Source organism: Pseudomonas sp. RL_5y_Pfl2_69 (assembly GCF_963970465.1).
In the GTDB taxonomy this organism is placed as follows: Bacteria; Pseudomonadota; Gammaproteobacteria; order Pseudomonadales; family Pseudomonadaceae; genus Aquipseudomonas.
Genome location: NZ_CAXAOU010000016.1, coordinates 107,077 through 127,133, shown reverse-complemented (window position 1 = coordinate 127,133; position 20,057 = coordinate 107,077). Strand labels below are relative to the sequence as shown.

Here is a 20,057-nt window from a genome sequence, read left to right as displayed (position 1 = left end):
GTTGCCGCTCGGTGCCTCAACCCGGAGCCGCCTGCTATGAAAGCTTTTTTTATCGATGGATATGGCAAGGACACTGGACGGATAGGGCACTTGCCCGACCCTGAAGTTGGACCCGACGAAGTGCTGGTCAAGGTGCATGCCGCCAGCGTCAATCTGCTGGACTCCAAAATCCGCAAGGGCGAGTTCAAACTGATCCTACCCTATCGGTTCCCGCTGGTTCTGGGCAACGATCTGGCGGGCGTGGTGCTGCGTGTGGGCGACAATGTGCGCCAGTTCAAGCCTGGAGACGAGGTCTATGGACGTCCTCGCGAGGAGAGCATGGGGACTTTCGCTGAGCTTATTGCGGTGTCCCAGGATGCGCTTGCGCTTAAACCCGTCAACCTCGACATGGCGCAGGCAGCGTCCATCCCTTTGGTCGCGCTGACGGCCTGGCAGGTGCTGGTAGAAACCGCGCAACTGAAAAAAGGGCAGAAGGTGCTCATTCATGCAGGTTCCGGCGGGGTGGGCAGTATTGCCATTCAGTTGGCCAGGCACGTGGGCGCTTTCGTGGCCACGACCACCAGCACCCGCAACGTTGAATGGGTGAAGGCCCTCGGGGCCGATGTCGTGATCGACTACAAGCAGCAGCACTTCGACATGTTGCTGCACGACTACGACGTGGTGCTGAACAGCCTTGACGCGGGGACCCTCGAAAAATCCCTCAAGGTGCTGAAACCGGGAGGCAGGCTGATTTCTATCTCCGGCCCACCTACCGCGCAGTTTGCCAAGGCTCAGGGGCTGAACTGGGGGTTGCAGCAGGTCATGGGCCTTCTGAGCTATGGCATCCGCCGCAAAGCACGCAAGCAGGGTGTGAGTTATTCATTTGTTTTCATGCGCGCCAATGGCGAGCAGTTGCGTGAAATCAGCGCGCTGATTGAGTCTGGTGTGATCAAACCAGTGGTTGACCGGATGTTTGAGTTCAGCGACACAGCGCAGGCGTTGAGTTATGTCGAGCAAGGCCGGGCCAAAGGCAAGGTTGTCATTCGTGTGCCCTAGCTTCAAGTGCTAGGCTGGCAGGCAGACAAAGGCCGTGAAATCCATCGTGGCCCATGATCTTCCCGGTCCCGATACCATGCCCGCAAGCAATCAGGTCAGTACCCTTGCCGTCGATCCAGGCTGCGCAACTCCGAAATTCTGGAGGGATGCGCAGTTGCCTTTTATCGAGGCGCGCTCAATCGCCGATGGCCGCAAGGTCTGCTATGCGCGGCACTCTCACGAGATATTTTCAATCGGTGCGATCACTTCAGGTTGCTGCAATTACCTGCATGAAAAAACCTCCCACACCATTAGCGCAGGTACGGTGGTGCTGATGAATCCGGGGGATGTTCATGCCTGTAATCCGGTCGATGATCAGCTGTGGTCATACGTGATGTTGTATGTCGATGCCCACTGGCTGGCAGGTATTCAGCACGGTTTTGAGGCGGATGCCAGCGGGGTGTTTCATCCCGTCGCGGCCACTCACACCCAATCCCCAGCATTGTTCAACGGTCTGACCGCCCTCTATGCGCAACTGGTCGACCCTCGGCTAGAGGTGCTGGCCAAGCATGAGGCGGCGATCCTGTTTTTTTCATCGATGCAGCAAGAGCTGGGCAGTTCGGTGGCGCTGCGCAAGAGCGCCAATGTGCGGGTGGAGCGGGCCGCCGACTATATTGATGCGCATTTCCTGCGCACGATTCGACTCCAGGACATCTGTGAAGCCGCCAGCCTGTCAGAGGCTTACCTGATTCGCGCATTCGAGCAGCGTTACCACATGACGCCCCACGCCTATCTGATCAACCGGCGGATTCAACATGCGCAGACGCAGTTGCGCGAAGGTGCGCTGATCGCCGATATCGCTCATCAGACCGGCTTTGCCGATCAGGCGCATTTTCAGCGGGTATTCAAAAAGTACCTCGCCGCCACGCCCGGTCAGTACAAGACTTAAAACCACAGCAAAGAGACCGCACAGCCCGCCAGCATGGCCGCCATGCTGCGGTTGAACAGGCGAATGCGCCTGGCGCTGCGCAGATAACGGCTCAGGAATGCCCCGGTGTAGGCCCAGCAAGCCACGGACGCGTAGCAGACGACAAAGTAGATCAGCGCGAACGACCAGATCAGCACGGCCTCACCGCCGGCGACAAAGGCGCCCATGCCCGCGACAGCAGCCAGCCAGGCCTTGGGGTTGAGCCACTGCATGGCCGCGCCTTTTAAAAATGAGGGGTGAGGCGTGTCACCCTCGAACTCGATCCGGCCGTTATCCATCGCCAGCTTCCAGGCCAGGTAAAGCAGGAAGGCCATGCCTGCCCAGCGAATCAGGTCGGTCAGTATCGGCCACTGCTTGAGCGCTTCATGCAGGCCGAAACCGGTAAACAGCAGCAGCACGACAAAACCCACCGTTGCGCCCAGCACATGGCGCAGGCTGGGGCCCAGGCCAAACTGCATGCCGGAACTCAGGGCGACGACATTGACCGGTCCGGGTGAGATGGATGCTGCCAGGGCAAACGCCGCCATCGAAATCAACACGCTCATCGTTACTGTGCTCCGTTCAGGGGTGTGCCAGAAGGTTAATGGGCGGGCACTTTGGCGTATTGAACAAAACTCCCCTGTGATGACGTTGGCGGATCCGAGCAGAGCAACCGTCTTGCGCTTGTGAAATTTAACCTGTAATTTTTCATGAAATTAAATTACTAAAATTTCACGGCGGCCCGGGATGAACAAGCAAGAAGAGATGGCCGCGTTGGCGATCCTTATCCACGACCTGCGCAAACACAAGAAATACACCCTCAAGGAACTGGCGGACAAAATCGGCCGCTCGGTGGGTTTTTTGTCCCAGGTCGAACGCGGGATATCGCAGCCGACAGTGGCTGACCTGACAGCGATCAGCGAAACCCTGGGCGTGCCGACTACCTATTTCTACAGCTTGCCAAAACCCAAGCAGTTGCCCTGGGTGACCCGTCCCGATGAGCGCCGCACGTTGTATCTGGGCAACGGAATTACCGACATTCTGGTCTCGCCAAAAATCCGCGCCTCGTTCTCCATGCTCGAGAGTCTGCTGGAAGCTGGCGCCAACAGCGGCGAGCGGCATATGACGGACAGCTCGGAGCAGGGCGGTTACGTGATCGAAGGTCAATTGACCCTGTGGCTGGGCGACGATGATGAGCCCGCCACCCTGTACGCCGGGGACAGTTTTCAGTTCGACAGCCACACGCGCTGTCGCTACGCCAACCTGACATCGCAGCTCACGCGAGTGCTGTGGGTCTACACCTGATAACAATAAAGGAACTCCCATGATGGATGCTGCATGCTCCGATTTGCTGGCCGAAGTGCGTGCCTTTCGCCAGCACAACCCCGAGGTGCGTTATGTCGACCTGATTTCCCTGGATATTCCCGGGCATTTCTACGGCAAGCGCTACCCCATCGACATGCTTGAAAAAGTGGCGGCGGGCAGCGTGCTTAAATTGCCGCAAAACTGCGTGTTATTGGGTGTGCAGGGCGGGCTGTTCAAAATTGGTGACTACTGCTTCAACGACGGCGACCCGGATGCCGTACGACGCCTGGTGCCAGGCACGCTCAAGCCGGTGACCTGGGAAGGCAAGCCGCTGGGCCAGATGCTGATTACCTCCGATGGCACCGAAAAACCGATTGTCTTCGAGCCCCGGGAAGTCCTCGCCCAGGTGTTGGCCCGACTGGCGCGAAAGGGCATTCACCCGGTGGTGGCGTTCGAGCTGGAGTTTTACCTGTTCGACAAGCAACTGCGTGAGGGGCTGGTGCAGTTTCCTCGTGATCCGTTAAGCGACGATGCCGATGACCAGCCCAATATGCACATCGAGCGCTTGTCGCGCTTTTCTCCAGTGCTTGATGACATGGTCGATGCGGCGCAGGCCCAAGGGATCGACGCAACCGTGATCACGGCCGAACTGGGGCCGGGGCAGTTTGAAATCAATTTTGGTCATCTCGACGACGGTCTACGCGCGGCGGACTGGGCGGCCCTGTTTTGTCGCAGCACCCGGGGCGTTGCCCTCAAGCACGGCTATCGTGCCAGCTTTATGGCCAAGCCCTATCTGCAGCATCCTGGCAGCGGCATGCATGTGCATGTCAGCCTGTATGACGCTGACGGCAACAACCTGTTGGCACTCAATCAGCAGCAGCCGCTGCGGCATGCCGTTGCGGGTTGCCTGGCGTTATTGCCCGCGAGCATGCCGATTTTTGCTCCCAACCAGAACGCGTTTCGCCGACTGGGCGGCACGACCAATATCGCTACCCAGGCCAGTTGGGGTTTTGAAGACCGGGATGCCTGCTTGCGGATTCCGGAGTCTGATGCAAAAAACCTGCGTATCGAATATCGCCTTGCGGGCGCCGATGCCAACCCCTATCTGGTGCTGGCGGCGATTCTGGTCGGGTTGGAGCATGGGCTTGAGGCGGGCAAAGAGCCGATTTTGCCGCTTAACGAAGACCGCAACAGCGGTATCGCTTTCCCGCTTGAGATGCTTGAAGCCGTGCGGGGCATGCAGCACCAGCCTCAGTTGCGCGAAGGCTTGGGCGGCGAATTTGTCGATGTTTACTGCGAGAACAAGCGTCAGGACCATCTGGCATTCATGCAGGAAATCAGTGCCCGGGAATATCGCTGGTTTTTGTAAATGCCTTATGGGGTAAAGACTTATTGGCGCCGGCAATGACTGCACCTGACAGCAGATTTTCAGGGGATACCTGCTATACCTACTGGTTAAATCCATGACCGGTTAATCAGGGCAATGAGAAAACAGACTGTCAGATGTGCGTCTGCGGCGTTGCCGCTGGTGTTTTTCCTGCAGATGGCGCAAGGGAGTGAGTCGTTAGCAACCACCAATACCCGTGACTCTGAATGGTTGTTGTTGGCGAGCCCCTTTGTGTGGGCTCCGTCAATGAGCGGGCAAGCGGCGCTTGGCGGGGTCAATACAAAAGTGGATGTACCGTTCTCGGATGTGATGGAAAATTTGAGTTCGGTTTTCATGGGTAATCTGGAACTGACCAATCGCACCCTGGGGTTTTATGTCGATGGCGTGTATGCGAAAACCCACCAGTCCGAGAGGGTGTTCGGGCGCAAGGTAGGTCTGGCAATCGCCCAAAGCACCCTTGCGGTGGGTGCGTATTACCGTGTCTATGAGTATGAGTTTGGCGGCTCCACGATTTTTGGCGAACCTCGCGCCTGGCGCGTCGAGCCCACGGTCGGTGTGCGCTGGACCAAGCTGTCGACAAAACTGAGCGTCGACTCTGTGGGTTTCAGCACCAAGAAAAAAACCGAGTGGACAGACCCGTTCGTGGGCTTGCGCATGCAGGCCGACCTGACGGACCGCTGGCTGCTCTCCGGCGAAGCCGACACCGGCGGGCTGGATACGTCTTCCAAAAAAACCTGGAACGCCCAAGGGTATCTGGGTTACCGGATGTTCCTGGCGGATCACCCCACGATCATCCGTGTCGGTTATCGGGTGCTGGCTCAGGACTATCGAACCACCGACTTTACCGGCAACAAGTTCAAGTACGACGTGACCCAGCGCGGCCCGGTACTTGGCTTGTCCATGCGCTTCTAAACCCGTATTGAGGATTCAAGTGAATGAAGTTGCTCAAACACACCCAACATCTGACGTTGGCACTGGCAGGCTTCATGCTCGCGTTGCCGGTCGCCAATGCCTGCACCCGTCTGGTTTATCTGGGTGACAACGACACGGTGATCACGGCGCGGTCCATGGACTGGAAGACAGACGTGGCAACCAATCTGTGGATCTTCCCCCAAGGTATGCAGCGCACCGGGGAGGCAGGGCCGGGTTCGCTGAAGTGGACGTCCAGATACGGCAGTGTGATTGCCACGGGCTATGACATTTCAACCACTGACGGGGTCAACGAAGCCGGGTTGTCGGCAAACCTGCTGTGGCTGGTGGAGTCTGAATATCCGCCGGTCAATAAAGACAAACCCGGGTTGAGCATTTCTGCCTGGGCCCAGTATGTCCTGGACAACTTCAGCACCGTTGCCGAAGCGGTCGATGTACTCAAGACCGAACCCTTCACCGTTGTCACTGCCAATGTGCCGGGTGAAAGTCGTTTGGCAACGTTGCACCTCTCAATGTCCGATGCCTCGGGTGACAGTGCGATCATTGAGTTTATCGATGGCAAGCAAGTGATTCACCACGACCGCAGCTATCAGGTCATGACCAACTCCCCGGCGTTCGATGCGCAGTTGGCAATGAATGCGTATTGGCAATCCATTGGCGGGACGGTGATGCTCCCCGGCACCAATCGTTCTGCAGACCGTTTTGCCCGGGCGTCTTTTTACGTCAATGCGGTGCCAAAGAATCAGGACGCGCGCTTGTCACTGGCCAGCGTATTCAGCGTGATCCGCAACGTTTCAGTACCGTACGGCATTACCACGCCCGGCGAGCCGAACATATCCTCGACCCGCTGGCGCTCCGTGATCGATCACAAGCAGGGGTTGTACTTTTTCGAATCGGCCGTCACCCCGAACACGTTTTGGGTGGACTTGAACAAGGTCGATTTTTCAAAGGCAACGGGCACCGTCAAAAAGCTGAACCTGGGCCCGGACCAAAGCACCATTTACTCCGGGGAGGTCTCAAGCCGCTTTCAGGTCACTCCGGCGTTCAAGTTTGAGGGGGTTTAATGCTGTTGCTAAGGTGGGGTTATCCGGGTGTTGCATCGTGCTCCGGCACCAAGCGGATCTCTACGCGTTGACCTAGTGCTCGGGCGGCGCTGGCCAGGGTTGCCAGTGTCATGCCCGGGTCATTTTCATCAAGTGCCCGATCGACCGCCGTACGGCTGGTGTGCATCCGGTCAGCCAGCGTTTTTTTGGTGATATGTTGCTCCTTCATGGCCTCGGCTATCTGCCAGGCAATGACGCGTTTAAGTGCAGCGGCCGAAACCTCTTCTGCGAGGCCCTGCTCCGAGAGGAAGTCGTCAAAATCGGAGCCGATGTGGTTATTCATGCGCTGTACCTCATAGTTTTGCATTGCGCTGTCTGGCTGTTTGAAGATCAACCGCCGGGGTTTTCTGGCTTTTCTTGATGAATCCGTGAAGCAGGATCATCTGCGAGCCGACAACCGTAAAGATGATGCGAGCAATGATGCCATCCAAATCCGAGCGAACCTCCCACAATTTAGGCTCCAGCTTGCGTACAACCGGCATGCCAATCGGCCAGCCAAGTTGTACGGTCTTTATATCGGTTCCAATCAGGCGCCTCTGCTCGCGCTCGAGACTGGCCAACCATTCACGCACAGGTTCATTGCCTGCGAGCGTGCAAAAAAATCGAACATTCAGAATGGGAGGGACAGAGTTCATGCATTGGAGTGTACCTAATTTGGTACTTCTCTCAAGCCCGGCCAGTGTTCAACTGATCAGCGGCCAGGGGCGATCTTTACAGGCCCTGTACGCAGGGCCCCATTACGGGGCCCGCGCAGATCAGCTGGCCAGTGCGTCGCGGCTGTGCTTGCCGTCAAGCAAGCGCTGGATACCCAGCGGGTTGGCATTTTTAAGCGCGTCCGGCAAAAGGCTGTCCGGATAGTTCTGGTAGCACACCGGGCGCAGGAAGCGGTCGATGGCCAGCGTGCCCACCGAGGTGCCACGGGCATCGGATGTCGCCGGATAAGGCCCGCCGTGAACCATCGCATCGCACACCTCGACGCCGGTCGGGTAACCGTTGAGCAGTAACCGTCCGGCCTTGTGTTCAAGCACCGGTACGACCTCGGCGAACGCCTGCAAGTCAGCGGGCTCGGCAATCAGCGTGGCGGTCAGTTGGCCATGCAAGCTATGCAATGCCTGCATCAACTGCGCCTTGTCCGCGACTTCGACCACCAGGGTGGTCGGTCCGAAGACCTCTTCTTGCAACACCTCGGCGCCATCGATCAGCAGGCTGGCATTGGCCTGGAACAACTGCGGGCTGGCCTGATTGCCTTGTTGCGGCGCGCCTGCAAGGTGGCGGATACCATCGACCCCTGCCAGGCGCTGGATACCTTTGCTGTAACTGACCAGGCCCCCGGCATTGAGCAGTGTCTGCGGGGCCTGAGCGTTGAAGAACTGGCTGAGTGTCTGGACAAAGGCACTGAACCCGGGTGAGCGGATACCCAGCACCAGGCCCGGGCTGGTGCAGAACTGGCCTGCGCCCAGCATCACCGAACCGCCCAGCTCCCGTGCAATCTGCTCGCCGCGGGCAAGCAGCGCCTGAGGCAAGACCAGCACCGGGTTGATGCTCGACATCTCGGCAAAAACCGGGATCGGCTGCGGCCTTGCTGCGGCCATGTCGCACAGGGCACGGCCTCCGGACAGGGAACCGGTAAAGCCGACAGCGTGAATCGCCGGATGCTTGACCAGCACAGCGCCCACCCCCGCACCGTAGATCATGTTGAACACACCGCCAGGCATGCCGGTGCGCTCGGCGGCGCGCACGATGGCAAGCGCCACCCATTCGGCGGTTGCCATGTGCCCGCTGTGAGCCTTGAACACCACCGGGCAACCGGCCGCGAGTGCCGAAGCGGTATCACCGCCAGCCGTGGAGAAGGCCAGCGGGAAGTTACTGGCCCCGAACACGGCCACCGGCCCTACGCCCATTCGGCACTGACGCAGATCTGCACGGGGCAAAGGCTGGCGATCAGGCAGCGCCTGATCGATGCGCGCGCCGTAAAAATCACCACGGCGCAGCACGTTGGCAAACAGGCGCATTTGCCCGCTGGTGCGCCCACGCTCGCCCTGGATGCGCGCGGCTGGCAAGGCAGTCTCGCGGCAGACAATGGCGATGAAATCGTCGCCCAGCCCGTCAATTTCTTCGGCAATGGCCTCCAGGAACTCGGCCCGTCGGGTGGCGGGCAAGCTGCGAAAAGCTGGAAACGCGGCGCTGGCCGCACTGACAGCGGCATCCACTTCGGATTCGGTGGCCTGGATAAAGTGGTAGGGCAGCGCTTCGCCGGTGCTGGCATCCACGCTTTGCAGGTGCACGGTGCCAGCACCGCTGCGGTGTCCGCCAATAAAGTTCTGTCCGGTGATGCGTGTCATATCAATGTCCCTTCAGGCCAGTGCTACAAGATTTTTGTGCCAGCTGCGAATCAGGTATTCGCGCCGCAGGTCTCTCAAAAGGGAACCCTCAGGCTCCTTCAGGCGGCCACTGTAGTTTTTGTCGAAGAGGCTGCCCAATGACGAATGTGGATTGGGCGATAACCATTGCTCATACCTCAGGCTCGCGCAGCCTCCCACATGCCCATGATCTGAGTGATCGCAGCATCCATTACCGAATGGGGTACGCCGTCGCGGGCGAGGGTGGTCAGTCCCAGCAAAAAGCTCTCGAATCCTGTGGCCAGTGCAATCGGGTCGATGTCTGCCGACAGCTCGCCGGTACTGATGCCACGCTCAACGCAGGCAATGAATCCGGCACGGTTGCGGGCGCGAGCCTGGGCCAGCGGCGCGCATATGGCCAAGGTCTGTGGTGAGCATGCACTCATCAGACCGAGCGCAACCAGACAACCGCGTGGGTGATCGGTCCCGCACTGCATTTTTGCGGAACTGCGCAACGTTCTTTCGATGGCCTCGCGTGCAGGCAACTGGGGATCGAACAAGCTTTCGGTCACTTTGCCGTGACTGTTCAGATAGCGCTCCATCACCTCTTTGAACAAGGCTTCCTTGGAACCGAAAGCCGCATAGAAACTGGGTGCAGAAATGCCAGAGCCAATATTCGCCTTGAGCTGGCTAAGGGATGTTGAATCGTAGCCGTGCTCCCAGAACAGGTGCATGGCCTGCGTGATAGCCGCGTCCCGGTCAAATGTACGCGGGCGTCCCATCTGTGCCATTTGAGTCTCCTTCGTTACGAGACATAAATACTATTCGATACAAAAGTCGTTGACCAATACTTTTCCTGTCTCTACATTTGTACCTATCGATACATAACTTGGCAGGTCAGAGCACTCATGGCATCAGAGCAAAACACCACTGAACGATTACCCCTGGGCGCGCTGCTGGCGCTCGCCATGACCGGGTTTATCTGCATCGTCACCGAGACATTACCCGCAGGCCTTTTGCCGCAGATAAGCAGTGGACTTGAGGTGTCATCGGCCCTGGCGGGTCAGATGGTTACGGTCTACGCGCTGGGGTCCTTACTGGCTGCGATCCCGCTCACCATTGCGACCCAGGGCTGGCGGCGGCGCAATGTACTGCTGCTGACGATTCTCGGTTTTCTGCTGTTCAATTCGATTACCGCATGGTCTTCACACTATGGCGTGACCCTGATTGCACGCTTTTTTGCCGGCGCATCAGCCGGGTTGGCCTGGAGCCTGCTGGCGGGTTATGCACGGCGCATGGTCGCGCCGGACCTGCAAGGCAGGGCCATGGCGGTGGCAATGGTAGGCACCCCGATCGCGTTGTCACTGGGGGTGCCGCTGGGCACCTGGCTGGGGGCACTGGTGGGTTGGCGCACGGCATTTGGCCTGATGTCGATCCTGACGCTGGTGCTGATTGTCTGGGTGGTGGTCAAAGTGCCAGATTATCCGGGGCAGACCGCCTCGCAACGCATCGGCCTGCGCCGGGTTCTGTTCACGCCGGGGGTGCGTCCGGTGCTCGCTGTGGTGCTGACCTGGATGCTTGCGCACAACATGCTCTACACCTACATCGCTCCTTTCGTGGCATCTGCGGGCCTGGGCAATGAGGTCGACATTGTGTTGCTGGTCTTCGGGCTGGCTGCACTGGTCGGGATCTGGATGACCGGGCGGCTGGTGGACCGGCATCTGCGCAACGCCGTGCTGGCAAGCCTGGCGACGTTTGCCGCGATCTCCCTGCTGTTCGGGCTTTTCTCACAGTCGGTGGTTGTCGTGTACGCCGGTATCTTCGTTTGGGGATTGTCCTTTGGCGGTGCCGCCACTCTGCTTCAAACAGCCTTGGCCGATGCCGCAGGCGAGGGCGCCGATGTGGCGCTGTCGATGAACGTCGTGGTCTGGAACAGCGCCATTGCCGCCGGGGCATTAACCGGTGGTGTATTGCTCGACCAGGTCGGGGTCGGCGTCTTTCCCTGGGTATTGCTGGCGCTGTTGCTGGCGGGGTTATGGATCGTGTTCAGTGCCCGCACCCACGGTTTTCCCAAAGGCCAGCGACAAGCAGGCGCGGCGGTGGTCGGGCATTGACCCCGCCAAGGGTGTTGGCCAGGCAACAGTTGCAACACAGACTGTTGCCCTGGCAACTCCGGATGTTTCTGGTTTTTCGTAAGCAATTGATTTTTATATATAAAATAGATGGCATGGTTTCTGCTCTCACCCATTTAACGGTCGCTCCTGCTGGCGACCCATTATGAGTAACGAGTGAGAAGTCCATGTCGTACGCCCCTGCCGATGCCCCGTACCCCCTTTCTGTTGCCAATGCCCATGTCATCCGCACGGATGCTGAAGCCATCGACGTCGCCCATAAAGTCGCGGCGTTTCTGCTGGAGGGTGACGCTGAACGTGATCGGCTGCGCCAGGTGCCTGCCGAGGTAGTGGATGTGTTCTCCAACAGTGGCTTGTGGGGCATCACCGTGCCCGGGGAGTACGGCGGCGCGCAGGTGTCATACGCCACACTGGCCGAAGTGATCACCATTATTTCCGCGGCGGATGCTTCCCTCGGGCAGATCCCGCAGAACCATTACTGCCTGCTCGAAGATATCCGCCTGCAAGGGACGCCAGAACAAAAGGCTTTCTTTTTTGACCTGGCACTCAAGGGCAATCGTTTCGCCAATGCCATCTCGGAGACCGGCGGCAAGACGGTGCAGGACATCCAGACGCGCTTTGTCCGTGACGGCGATGAGGTGCTTGTCAACGGTCGCAAGGGTTACTGCACCGGCTCTTTGTATGCTCACTGGCTGGGTGTGCTAGCGCTGGATGACGAAGACAGGGCGCATCTGGCCTTTGTGCCGCGCAACAGCCCGGGGCTCAGTGTGGTGGACGACTGGTCGAGCATCGGCCAGCGCAACACCGCCAGTGGCACGGTGCTGGTGCAGGATCTGCGGGTGCCCGGGTTCAATGTCTTCAAAACCTACCGCTCCTATGAAAACCCGACCCTGGCCGGTCCCTTTGCCCAGATCACCACGGCCGCCATTGACGCCGGGATTGCCCGTGCAGCGTTGCGCGACACTCTGGTTTTTGTCCGCGAACACGCCAGGCCCTGGATCGACTCGGGGCTGGAAAAGGCCAGTGATGATCCACTGACCATCATCCAGATCGGCCGGCTGAGCATCCAGCTGGATGCCTCTGAAGCCTTGCTCGAACGCGCAGGCAAAGTGATGGACAGCGTACGCGCGGCACCCGATGAAGACGGTGTGGCGCGTGCCTCGGTGGCGGTGGCCAAGGCCAAGGTACTGACCACCGAAATTGCCCTGGAAGCCAGTACCCGCCTGTTTGAACTGGGCGGTACGCGCTCTTCGCTGGCCCGCCATAACCACGACCGTCACTGGCGCAATGCTCGCGTACATACCCTGCATGACCCGGTGCGCTGGAAGTACCACGTGGTGGGTAACTGGCTGCTGAACGGGATAAACCCTCCACGTCACGACTGGTCATGAGCATGGTCGAGCTGCTGGTCAGCCTCAACTGGCCGGAAATCGGCCAGGCCTGCATTGCCACGCTGAGCATGCTTGGCGTGGCGCTGGTTTTTACCGCTCTGCTGGGCCTGCCCCTGGGGGTCTTGATGTTCCTGACCGGCAAACAGCAACTTCACGCCAAACCCGGTGTGTACCGGCTGCTGTCGATGCTGGTGAACATGTTCCGCTCCCTGCCGTTCATTATTTTGCTGATTGCGCTGATCCCCCTGACCGCTTTTCTCATGGGCACCTCTTTGGGGGTGAAGGGGGCTATTCCACCGTTGGTGGTGGGTTGCACGCCGTTCTTTGCACGGCTGGTTGAAACCGCTCTGCGTGAGGTCGACCACGGGGTGGTGGAGGCCACCCAGGCAATGGGCGCCAGCACCTGGCAAGTGGTGCGGCACACCTTGTTGCCCGAAGCGCGCGGCGGGCTGATCGCGGCTATCACCGTTACCGCCATTGTTCTGGTCGACTGCACCGCGATGGCGGGGGTGATCGGTGGTGGCGGGCTGGGGGATCTGGCGATTCGTTTCGGCTATCAGCGTTTTCAGACTGACGTGATGGTGATCACTGTGGTGCTGCTGGTCCTGCTGGTTCAGGGCCTGCAAGTCAGCGGTGACCGTCTGGTTCTGCACTACAGCCGTCGCTGAGACGGCCCATTTATATTGTTCGGAGTTCTGCCATGAAAAAGCTTGTTGCCCTTGCGGCTGTTTTTGCTGCCCTCACGGCTCACGCCGGTGAAAAGCTGGTGGTGGGTGCCAGTCCGGTGCCCCACGCCGAGATTCTTGAGTTCGTTAAGCCCGAGCTGGCCAAGCAAGGCGTTGATCTGGATATCAAGGTATTCAGCGACTTTATCCAGCCAAACGTGCAACTGGCCGAGAAGAATATCGACGCCAACTACTACCAGTATCGACCGTTCCTGGATGAGTTCAACAAGACCCGTCACACCGATCTGGTGCCAGTGATTGGTGTGCACATCGAGCCTTTCGGCGCTTACTCGACGAAGATCAAACAGATCTCCGAGTTGAAGGACGGTGCGTCGGTGGCCATCCCCAACGACCCGGTCAATGCGGGCCGTGCCCTGGTGCTGCTGGATGAGGCAGGGCTGATCAAACTCAAGGATCCGGGCAACACCCTGTCGACGACCCGGGATATTGCCGAGAACCCCAAGCACCTGAAAATCCGCGAACTGGAAGGCGCGTTGCTGGCGAGGTCGGTGAATCAGGTTGATCTGGCGTTTGTGTTTGCCAACTACGCCCTGGAAGCGGGCATCGACACCAACAGTGCGTTGATTGTGGAGAAGGGCAAGGATCTGTACGTCGAGTATCTGGTCGCACGCCCGGACAACATTCAAAGCCCGGCCATCCAGAAACTGGCCCGGGCACTGAACTCGCCGCAAGTGCGCGAGTTCATCCTGACCCGTTACAAAGGCCAGATCGTGCCGGGGTTTTGAGGGTTGTCAGCTGATCTGACCGCCGCTTTCCCGTACATCGTGGAAGGTGTCCAGCGCCGTGATCACCGCGATGCGCAGCCCCTCGGTCTGGATTGAGAGTGCCATGGATGGCCCGCCGCATTGCTCCGCCTGTTCCGGCAGTGCAGGCACATGGATAAACCCTGCGCGCACCGCAGACCCGGCCAGTGCATGTTGCAGGCAATAGAACACCTGATTGCAGACAAAGGTGCCCGCCGTGTGCGACACCGAAGACGCAATGCCAGCCTCCTTTAACGCCCGAACCATTGCCTTGATGGGCAGGGTGCTGAAGTAGGCGTCCGGGCCGTCCGGTACCACGGGTGTGTCGATTGGCTGCGCGCCCAGGTTATCGGGAATGCGGGCGTCGTTGATGTTGATTGCCACCCGCTCGATGCAGATGTCAGCGCGGCCGGGCCCCAGCCCGACTGCGATCACCAGCTCTGGCTCAAACTCTTCCAGTAACTGGTGCAGACGTGCGGGTGCCAGGGCAAACGCGCAGGGCAACTGGCGACCGACGATGCGCACATCGCCATGGGAGGTGCCGTCCAGAAGGCGCACGGCCTCCCAGGACGGGTTTACGGTGTCTTGGTCGAACGGTTCGAAGCCGGTCAGCAGTACAGTGCGCATACAGTCCTCACATCAGCACGTAAAGAAGCACGATATTGACCACCAGCATCATCAGCGCGGTGGGCATTTGCGCCTTGATCACGGCGTATTTGTCCGGCAGTTCCAGCAGGGCAACGGGCACGATATTGAAGTTGGCCGCCATCGGCGTCATCAGGGTGCCGCAGTAGCCGGAAAACATGCCGATTGCAGCCATGACCGCCGGGTTTGCATCGTAGATGCCCACCAGTACCGGTACGCCGACACCGCCGGTCATCACCGGGAATGCGGCAAAACCGTTGCCCATGATCACGGTAAACAGCGCCATGCCCAGGACGTAGACCATCACCGCAACCAGGCGATAATCCATGTTGATGTACGCGGTGGTGACATGGGCAACAGCGGTGCCCACACCTGCGTCGTTAAATAACAGGCCTAGCATGGCCAGCATTTGCGGCAACACCATGGTCCAGCCCAGGGCTTCGGTCAGGCGTCGTGATTCACGCAAGCCTTGCAGCGGAGTGTCGCGGGTCAGGATGCACGCCAGGACCAGTGCCACCATGCAGCCGATGCCCAGTGACACGAACGTGGTGTTTTTTGGGTCGAGCAGCGGCACGCCACCGATCTGAGTGTTTTTCAGCAGGATGGAACCAATCACCGTCACCAGCGGAATCGACAGGGCCGGAATGAACAGCTTGTGGCCCAGGCGCCCGGCACTGGCCCGCGCAGCCTTGATATGCAGCTCGGCGTGAGTGCCACGGCCTACGCCACCGATGCCTGCAATGGCGGCCATGACCAGAACGCCAACGCCGACCACAAACGGTGACAGACGATCGCCAATCAGGAACACCAAGGCGAACAACGCCCAGAACAGGCCGCTGGTCCAGCGTTTCGGGTGGGTACGGTCACACACGATCATGCCCGCAGTGATCATCAACAGCACACCGGCCAGCCAGTAGAAGTACTCGATAGAGATAATCATCGTGCCAGCTCCCGGGTTGCGTCAGCTTCTTCGCGGGCAACTTCGTCCATGCTGCGTGACAGCATCAGGTCGAAGCGGTACAGGCGCAGTGCGTGCACGATAAAGGCACAAATGGCGGTCGGGATGCCCCAGAACGCAATGTGCAGCGGCTCGACATCAAGCCCCGAACCCAGCAGGAAGGTGTGCATCAGTGCGATTGCACCAAAGGCGACAAACACGTCTTCGCCAAAGAACAAGCCGATGTTGTCGGTGGCCGCGCACATGGCCAGGACTTTTTGCCGTACCGGGGCAGGCAGCTTGCCGTACTTGTTTTCAGCGGCGCCCTCGGCCATCGGTGCCAGCAGCGGACGGACCATTTGCGGATGCCCGCCCAGACTGGTCAGGCCTACTGCTGCCGTGGTCTCGCGCACAAACAGATACATGATCAGCAGACGCCCGACGGTGGCACGCTGGAAGCTGGCGATCCAGTTTTGCGCATGCAGGCGCAACCCGTGGCGTTCGAGGAGGCCGATCACGGCCAGAGGCAACAGCAGAATCAATTGCAGGGCACGGGTTTGCAGGAAGCCTTCACCCATTTCGCTGATGATTTTTTCCAGCGGGAAGTTGGCGGCAAGGCCGGTGACGATGGCTGCCGCGCTGACCACCAGCAGTGGATTGAAGCGCAGCACAAAGCCAATGATGATGACGAACACGCCAATCAAGGGCCATAGATTTACGACGGTTTGCATGAGGGGGGAATCCCTTTAGCTGATTGCCGCTGCACCAGGGCAGGCTGGTGAGAGCAAGTCGAAAGCGGTCAGGCACACTTTCGAAAAATCGGTACGCTGCCGGACTCAGCGTGTTTTTTTATTTTTGACGCCCGATGAGCGTCATTGGCCGATATGGTTGGTGGCTTTGGGTTGTGCGTCCAGTCAATAAAAGTTGTCACCGCTGAACAGAAAAGTTTTACCAATCACCGACTTAAGCCGACTGGCTTGCGGCTGCGGCAAGGGTTTACAGTACGGCCCTGCTTTTGATTGGGTGAGGCGTCCTAAATGAACATGCGATTTCTTCTGACATTCGTCTGGGTGGCGCGCCTTGGCAGCTTTCGACTCACGGCCGAAAAGCTCTCAAGCACTCAGGCGGCCATATCGAGTCGCATTTCAGTCCTCGAAACCGAGCTTGGCGTGCAGTTGTTTCAGCGCGATTCCCGTGGGGTAAATCTGACCCGTGAAGGCCATCAAGTGCTGGGTTACGCCGAGGAAATGCTGGCCACCCAGCAGCGCCTGTTTCAATCCCTGGGGCAGGCAGACAGCTTCGCCGGGCGCTTGCGTATCGGGGTGATGGACACCGTCATCCACAGTTGGCTGGGGGATCTGATCAGCGCCCTGAGCCGCGATTACCCGCAGGTCGAGGTCGAATTGACGGCCGATACGGCGCTGAACCTGAATGAGCAACTGCTCAAGGGGCAGCTGGATCTGATCTTTCAAACAGACCTGCTGCGCGCCGATGGCGTACGCAATGTGAAGTTGGCCAGTTATCCCCTGAGCTGGATCGTTGCCAAGGATGCTGCCCTGGATCGCAACTACGAGAGCCTGGCTGATTTGTGTCAGGAGCGGCTGCTGACCTTCTCTCGCCTGTCACGGCCACATCAGGACATGCTCAATTTTTTGCATCAGCACGACATTGCGGCCCCGCGCATCAGTTGCATCAATTCGGTGGCGGCCATTATCAAGCTGGTGGCCGACGGGTTCGGTATTGGTGCCTTGCCACCGGTGCTGGTCAGCCGCGAGCTGCAAAGCGGCGCGATGATCGCCCTGGGGATCGAAACTGCACCGGGCTTTGCGGTGTACGCCAGCTGGCGGGCAGGGGCGGGGCTGGAATTGAATGAAGCGGTGGTGAGCCTCAGTCAGGCTGTGGTTGCCGAGTATCAGCGCAGCGTTGTCCCTGAACACTTTGTTTTACCCGGCATCTGATCCGTATTTTTTTGCGTTATCTGCGACTGTTATGTATGCAGATTGCGGCGCAAAATTCCCGTCAACCTTTCGAGACAGACGAGGACGTGAGTACACAGCAACACTCGCGTGTGGTCGGCTGATGTTCTGCGCCTGTTTTATTACGAACGTTTGACGGGGAATTTCATGAACAAAATGGCATGGTTTTTGGGCGGCTTTTTGGTGCTGACCATCGGTATCGGCATTTTGGCGACAATTCCGCCGGGTTAACCGGCACGCTTCGCCGGCATCAGCGGGCACACCTGTTTTGCCCGCTCGGCCAGGGCACTCCTGAGGTGCTGCAACTGCTCGATGCGTTGATCAATAGCCTGCAACTTCTGGGTAAAAATCTCGGCCAGCACCTGTACCGGCGTCTCTGTCGACGTCCACAGCATGGGCAGGTTTTCGCCGATTTCGGCCAGCGAAAAACCCAGTTGCTGCGCCATCTTGATGTACCCCACCAACTGCACCGTCTCAGGGGCATAGCAGCGATAGCCGTTGGCGCTGCGGGTTGAGCCGATAAGCCCTTTTTCTTCGTAAAAACGCAAGGCGTCCGGGCTGGTTCCGGTCAATCTGGCGACCTGGCCAATTTTCATCGTGTTCCCTCATGAGTGTTGACTCTGGACTTAGGTCCAGGGTTTAGCCTTGCGTTTCCGATAGTGAGGGAACGTAATGATCGACTCAAGAATGAACCTGAAAATTGTCCGCGCCAGTGCCTGGTATGACCTGGTAGTCAACAGCGCCCTGATGACGCCCTGGACGGCTGCAATCGTGCTGTCTCTGCTTGCCAGCCTGTCTGCGCAACTGGGGCTGGAGCGGGGGTTTGCCCCGCTGGATGCCATGCCGATGATGCTGGCCAACCTGCTGGGCAGTGTCGTGGTGGTGTGGTCGTTATGGCGTGTGCGTCATGCCAGCCAGCGGGTAGGCCATTACGATGTAATCGCCAGGGTGCTGTTCGCGGTGTGGCAGGTGTATGCCGTGAGCCAGGGAGCCAGTTATCTGATTCTGGTGGTGACGGCGATGGAGATCGTGTTCGGTATTGCCCAGTTGCTGCCTGTGCGTGAAGCGGGCGATCAGCCGCAGCGGGTTGCCTGAATCGCGAGCAAGCCCGCAGCCACAGGTTATTGAACCGAACTTGTGGGAGCGGGCTTGCTCGCGATGTCATTCCCTCAAACCAACAGACTCACCCTCGCACCTGCAGCGCCTGCTCTATATCCGCCAGCAGATCGGCAACATCCTCAAGCCCCACGGCCAGTCGTACCAGCCCCTCGGAAATACCGTGTCGTGCCCGCTCTTCAAGGGTGTAAGTGGAGTGGGTCATGCTCGCGGGATGCTGCGCCAGCGATTCGGCGCCGCCCAGGCTGACTGCACGGCTGAACAGTTGCAGGGCATTCATGAACCGCTGACCTGCGGCCATACCGCCTTTGAGTTCAAACGCAATCATGCCCCCCGGCAGTTTCATTTGCCGGGATGCCAGGGCGTATTGTGGGAAAGAGGGCAGGCCGGGGTAGGCAACCCATTCCACGGCGGGGTGATCCTGCAACATCTGCGCGATGACCTGGGCACTGCTGCAATGGCGCTCCATGCGCAACGCCAGGGTTTTGATGCCGCGCATCAGCAGGTGCGCATCATTGGGCGACAGGACCGCACCCGTCAGGTCCTTCAGTCCCTGCAGGCGAATCCGGTCGGCCAGGTGTTGGCGGGTGACCACCATCCCTGCGGTGATATCGCTGTGCCCGCTCAGGTACTTGGTGGCCGAGTGCACCACTACGTCTGCCCCCATTTCCAGGGGGCGCTGCAAGTACGGGGTGCAGTAGGTGTTGTCGATCACCACGAGCAGGTCGTTGTGTGCATGGGCGATGGTTGAAACCGCAGCGATGTCCACCAGTTGCATGTTCGGGTTGGCCGGGGTTTCAAAGTAGATCATGCGCGTTGCAGGGCTGATGGCCGCTTCGAGGTCGGCCGGGTTGGACATGTCCACGTGCTTGACCACGACCCCGAACTCTCCGATGCCGTGATGCAGCAGCGCAAACGTGCAGCCATACAGCGTGCGGTTGACGATGATTTCATCGCCGGGCCTGAGCAAGGTCCAGAACGTTGCCGCAATCGCCCCCATGCCGGAGCTGAATGCCACGCCCGCTTCGCCGTTTTCCAGCGCCGCCATGCGCGACTCAAGCAGGGCCAGGGTCGGGTTGGAAATACGGGTATAGAAATGCCCGTTCTCTTCACCGGCAAAACAGGCCGCTCCGTATTCCACCGATGCAAAAGCAAAGGTCGACGTCAGGTAAACAGGGGGGATCAGTGCACCGTGGTTCTCCAGTGCGTTGTAGCCGTGGTGGATTGCGCGGGTAGAAAAGCCGAAGTTGTTGTTTTTATCGTTCATGCTGAACTCTCCGATATTTCCTACAATGCTATGCTTTAAATAGACGTGGAAAATTCCAA

23 protein-coding genes are annotated in these 20,057 nt (G+C 59.0%); 13 read left to right on the top strand and 10 right to left on the bottom strand.

Going from position 1 to position 20,057, the window contains the following annotated elements:
* Positions 1-36: 36 nt before the first annotated feature.
* Positions 37-1,035, top strand: a complete 999-nt coding sequence (locus AACY07_RS22700) for an NADP-dependent oxidoreductase (protein ID WP_339477854.1) — start codon at positions 37-39, stop codon at positions 1,033-1,035.
* Positions 1,036-1,111: 76 nt separating this feature from the next.
* Positions 1,112-1,963 (top strand): AraC family transcriptional regulator, encoded by an 852-nt coding sequence (locus AACY07_RS22695; RefSeq protein WP_339477851.1) that lies wholly within the window; start codon positions 1,112-1,114, stop codon positions 1,961-1,963.
* Here AACY07_RS22695 and AACY07_RS22690 read toward each other — a convergent pair.
* Entirely contained in the window at positions 1,960-2,547 is a 588-nt protein-coding gene (locus tag AACY07_RS22690; protein ID WP_339477849.1) for a LysE family translocator, read from the bottom strand. The genes AACY07_RS22695 and AACY07_RS22690 overlap by 4 nt on opposite strands.
* Before the next feature lie 181 nt (positions 2,548-2,728).
* On the opposite strand from AACY07_RS22690, the gene AACY07_RS22685 reads away from it, so the two are divergent.
* The 4 genes from AACY07_RS22685 to AACY07_RS22670 all read left to right on the top strand — a co-directional run bounded on the left by AACY07_RS22685 (position 2,729) and on the right by AACY07_RS22670 (position 6,667).
* Positions 2,729-3,286: a helix-turn-helix domain-containing protein gene (locus AACY07_RS22685; protein ID WP_133078199.1), complete on the top strand. Its 558-nt coding sequence runs from the start codon at positions 2,729-2,731 to the stop codon at positions 3,284-3,286.
* 22 nt (positions 3,287-3,308) lie between these two features.
* Positions 3,309-4,655: a glutamine synthetase family protein gene (locus AACY07_RS22680; protein ID WP_339477887.1), complete on the top strand. Its 1,347-nt coding sequence runs from the start codon at positions 3,309-3,311 to the stop codon at positions 4,653-4,655.
* A gap of 150 nt (positions 4,656-4,805) precedes the next feature.
* Positions 4,806-5,585: a hypothetical protein gene (locus AACY07_RS22675; protein WP_445261399.1), complete on the top strand. Its 780-nt coding sequence runs from the start codon at positions 4,806-4,808 to the stop codon at positions 5,583-5,585.
* 23 nt (positions 5,586-5,608) lie between these two features.
* Positions 5,609-6,667: a linear amide C-N hydrolase gene (locus tag AACY07_RS22670; protein ID WP_133078200.1), complete on the top strand. Its 1,059-nt coding sequence runs from the start codon at positions 5,609-5,611 to the stop codon at positions 6,665-6,667.
* A 19-nt stretch (positions 6,668-6,686) separates the two neighbouring features.
* Here the strand turns inward: AACY07_RS22670 and AACY07_RS22665 are convergent, their stop codons facing one another.
* From AACY07_RS22665 to AACY07_RS22650, 4 genes are all read right to left on the bottom strand, one after another.
* Positions 6,687-6,989 carry an XRE family transcriptional regulator gene (locus tag AACY07_RS22665; RefSeq protein ID WP_339477846.1) on the bottom strand — a complete coding sequence of 101 codons (303 nt, stop codon included), beginning with the start codon at positions 6,987-6,989 and terminating at the stop codon, positions 6,687-6,689.
* Positions 6,990-6,999: 10 nt separating this feature from the next.
* Complete coding sequence (locus AACY07_RS22660; RefSeq protein WP_046809787.1) at positions 7,000-7,341, bottom strand: type II toxin-antitoxin system RelE/ParE family toxin; 342 nt, start codon at positions 7,339-7,341, stop codon at positions 7,000-7,002.
* 120 nt (positions 7,342-7,461) lie between these two features.
* Positions 7,462-9,048 carry an aldehyde dehydrogenase (NADP(+)) gene (locus AACY07_RS22655; protein WP_339477841.1) on the bottom strand — a complete coding sequence of 529 codons (1,587 nt, stop codon included), beginning with the start codon at positions 9,046-9,048 and terminating at the stop codon, positions 7,462-7,464.
* Between the two features lie 176 nt (positions 9,049-9,224).
* Positions 9,225-9,836: a TetR/AcrR family transcriptional regulator gene (locus tag AACY07_RS22650; RefSeq protein ID WP_339477839.1), complete on the bottom strand. Its 612-nt coding sequence runs from the start codon at positions 9,834-9,836 to the stop codon at positions 9,225-9,227.
* A gap of 117 nt (positions 9,837-9,953) precedes the next feature.
* Here AACY07_RS22650 and AACY07_RS22645 point away from each other — a divergent pair, with 117 nt between their 5' ends.
* The 4 genes from AACY07_RS22645 to AACY07_RS22630 all read left to right on the top strand — a co-directional run bounded on the left by AACY07_RS22645 (position 9,954) and on the right by AACY07_RS22630 (position 14,039).
* Positions 9,954-11,159, top strand: coding sequence for an MFS transporter (locus AACY07_RS22645; protein WP_339477837.1), 1,206 nt, complete (start codon positions 9,954-9,956; stop codon positions 11,157-11,159).
* 185 nt (positions 11,160-11,344) lie between these two features.
* A complete protein-coding gene (locus tag AACY07_RS22640; RefSeq protein WP_339477834.1) occupies positions 11,345-12,568 on the top strand; it encodes an SfnB family sulfur acquisition oxidoreductase in 1,224 nt (407 codons plus the stop codon).
* 2 nt (positions 12,569-12,570) lie between these two features.
* The gene (locus AACY07_RS22635; RefSeq protein WP_339477881.1) at positions 12,571-13,236 is read left to right on the top strand and encodes a methionine ABC transporter permease; all 666 of its coding nucleotides are present in this window, start codon (positions 12,571-12,573) and stop codon (positions 13,234-13,236) included.
* 32 nt (positions 13,237-13,268) lie between these two features.
* Positions 13,269-14,039 (top strand): MetQ/NlpA family ABC transporter substrate-binding protein, encoded by a 771-nt coding sequence (locus tag AACY07_RS22630; RefSeq protein ID WP_339477832.1) that lies wholly within the window; start codon positions 13,269-13,271, stop codon positions 14,037-14,039.
* A 6-nt stretch (positions 14,040-14,045) separates the two neighbouring features.
* Here the strand turns inward: AACY07_RS22630 and pcp are convergent, their stop codons facing one another.
* From pcp to AACY07_RS22615, 3 genes are read right to left on the bottom strand one after another with little or no spacing between them, the layout of a single operon-like run.
* A complete protein-coding gene (pcp, locus tag AACY07_RS22625) occupies positions 14,046-14,684 on the bottom strand; it encodes a pyroglutamyl-peptidase I (protein WP_339477830.1) in 639 nt (212 codons plus the stop codon).
* A 7-nt stretch (positions 14,685-14,691) separates the two neighbouring features.
* Positions 14,692-15,642 (bottom strand): DUF979 domain-containing protein, encoded by a 951-nt coding sequence (locus AACY07_RS22620; protein WP_219261285.1) that lies wholly within the window; start codon positions 15,640-15,642, stop codon positions 14,692-14,694.
* The gene (locus tag AACY07_RS22615; protein ID WP_133078206.1) at positions 15,639-16,370 is read right to left on the bottom strand and encodes a 5-oxoproline transporter, DUF969 family subunit; all 732 of its coding nucleotides are present in this window, start codon (positions 16,368-16,370) and stop codon (positions 15,639-15,641) included. Before AACY07_RS22615 ends, AACY07_RS22620 begins: the two co-directional genes overlap by 4 nt.
* 306 nt (positions 16,371-16,676) lie before the next feature.
* Between AACY07_RS22615 and AACY07_RS22610 the strand changes: the two genes are divergently transcribed.
* Positions 16,677-17,597 carry a LysR family transcriptional regulator gene (locus AACY07_RS22610; protein WP_133078207.1) on the top strand — a complete coding sequence of 307 codons (921 nt, stop codon included), beginning with the start codon at positions 16,677-16,679 and terminating at the stop codon, positions 17,595-17,597.
* A 108-nt stretch (positions 17,598-17,705) separates the two neighbouring features.
* Entirely contained in the window at positions 17,706-17,846 is a 141-nt protein-coding gene (locus AACY07_RS22605) for a hypothetical protein (protein ID WP_019828905.1), read from the top strand.
* Here AACY07_RS22605 and AACY07_RS22600 read toward each other — a convergent pair.
* Entirely contained in the window at positions 17,843-18,211 is a 369-nt protein-coding gene (locus AACY07_RS22600) for a MerR family transcriptional regulator (protein WP_339477825.1), read from the bottom strand. The two genes, AACY07_RS22605 and AACY07_RS22600, sit on opposite strands and share 4 nt — an antisense overlap.
* A 76-nt stretch (positions 18,212-18,287) precedes the next feature.
* On the opposite strand from AACY07_RS22600, the gene AACY07_RS22595 reads away from it, so the two are divergent.
* Entirely contained in the window at positions 18,288-18,710 is a 423-nt protein-coding gene (locus AACY07_RS22595; protein WP_339477823.1) for a hypothetical protein, read from the top strand.
* An 88-nt stretch (positions 18,711-18,798) separates the two neighbouring features.
* Here AACY07_RS22595 and AACY07_RS22590 read toward each other — a convergent pair whose 3' ends face one another.
* Positions 18,799-19,998: a methionine gamma-lyase gene (locus AACY07_RS22590; protein WP_339477820.1), complete on the bottom strand. Its 1,200-nt coding sequence runs from the start codon at positions 19,996-19,998 to the stop codon at positions 18,799-18,801.
* Between the last annotated feature and the right edge of the window lie 59 nt (positions 19,999-20,057).

Bases quoted from the DNA above. Each gene is read 5' to 3' on its own strand.
- AACY07_RS22640 (WP_339477834.1), top strand. From the start codon at position 11,345: ATGTCGTACGCCCCTGCCGATGCCCCGTACCCCCTTTCTGTTGCCAAT.
- AACY07_RS22660 (WP_046809787.1), bottom strand. From the start codon at position 7,341: ATGAACTCTGTCCCTCCCATTCTGAATGTTCGATTTTTTTGCACGCTC.
- AACY07_RS22670 (WP_133078200.1), top strand. From the start codon at position 5,609: ATGAAGTTGCTCAAACACACCCAACATCTGACGTTGGCACTGGCAGGC.
- AACY07_RS22685 (WP_133078199.1), top strand. From the start codon at position 2,729: ATGAACAAGCAAGAAGAGATGGCCGCGTTGGCGATCCTTATCCACGAC.
- AACY07_RS22650 (WP_339477839.1), bottom strand. From the start codon at position 9,836: ATGGCACAGATGGGACGCCCGCGTACATTTGACCGGGACGCGGCTATC.
- AACY07_RS22630 (WP_339477832.1), top strand. From the start codon at position 13,269: ATGAAAAAGCTTGTTGCCCTTGCGGCTGTTTTTGCTGCCCTCACGGCT.
- AACY07_RS22615 (WP_133078206.1), bottom strand. From the start codon at position 16,370: ATGCAAACCGTCGTAAATCTATGGCCCTTGATTGGCGTGTTCGTCATC.
- AACY07_RS22610 (WP_133078207.1), top strand. From the start codon at position 16,677: ATGAACATGCGATTTCTTCTGACATTCGTCTGGGTGGCGCGCCTTGGC.
- AACY07_RS22665 (WP_339477846.1), bottom strand. From the start codon at position 6,989: ATGAATAACCACATCGGCTCCGATTTTGACGACTTCCTCTCGGAGCAG.
- AACY07_RS22700 (WP_339477854.1), top strand. From the start codon at position 37: ATGAAAGCTTTTTTTATCGATGGATATGGCAAGGACACTGGACGGATA.
- AACY07_RS22645 (WP_339477837.1), top strand. From the start codon at position 9,954: ATGGCATCAGAGCAAAACACCACTGAACGATTACCCCTGGGCGCGCTG.
- AACY07_RS22690 (WP_339477849.1), bottom strand. From the start codon at position 2,547: ATGAGCGTGTTGATTTCGATGGCGGCGTTTGCCCTGGCAGCATCCATC.
- AACY07_RS22695 (WP_339477851.1), top strand. From the start codon at position 1,112: ATGCCCGCAAGCAATCAGGTCAGTACCCTTGCCGTCGATCCAGGCTGC.
- AACY07_RS22680 (WP_339477887.1), top strand. From the start codon at position 3,309: ATGGATGCTGCATGCTCCGATTTGCTGGCCGAAGTGCGTGCCTTTCGC.
- AACY07_RS22590 (WP_339477820.1), bottom strand. From the start codon at position 19,998: ATGAACGATAAAAACAACAACTTCGGCTTTTCTACCCGCGCAATCCAC.
- AACY07_RS22595 (WP_339477823.1), top strand. From the start codon at position 18,288: ATGATCGACTCAAGAATGAACCTGAAAATTGTCCGCGCCAGTGCCTGG.
- pcp (WP_339477830.1), bottom strand. From the start codon at position 14,684: ATGCGCACTGTACTGCTGACCGGCTTCGAACCGTTCGACCAAGACACC.
- AACY07_RS22635 (WP_339477881.1), top strand. From the start codon at position 12,571: ATGGTCGAGCTGCTGGTCAGCCTCAACTGGCCGGAAATCGGCCAGGCC.
- AACY07_RS22655 (WP_339477841.1), bottom strand. From the start codon at position 9,048: ATGACACGCATCACCGGACAGAACTTTATTGGCGGACACCGCAGCGGT.
- AACY07_RS22600 (WP_339477825.1), bottom strand. From the start codon at position 18,211: ATGAAAATTGGCCAGGTCGCCAGATTGACCGGAACCAGCCCGGACGCC.
- AACY07_RS22620 (WP_219261285.1), bottom strand. From the start codon at position 15,642: ATGATTATCTCTATCGAGTACTTCTACTGGCTGGCCGGTGTGCTGTTG.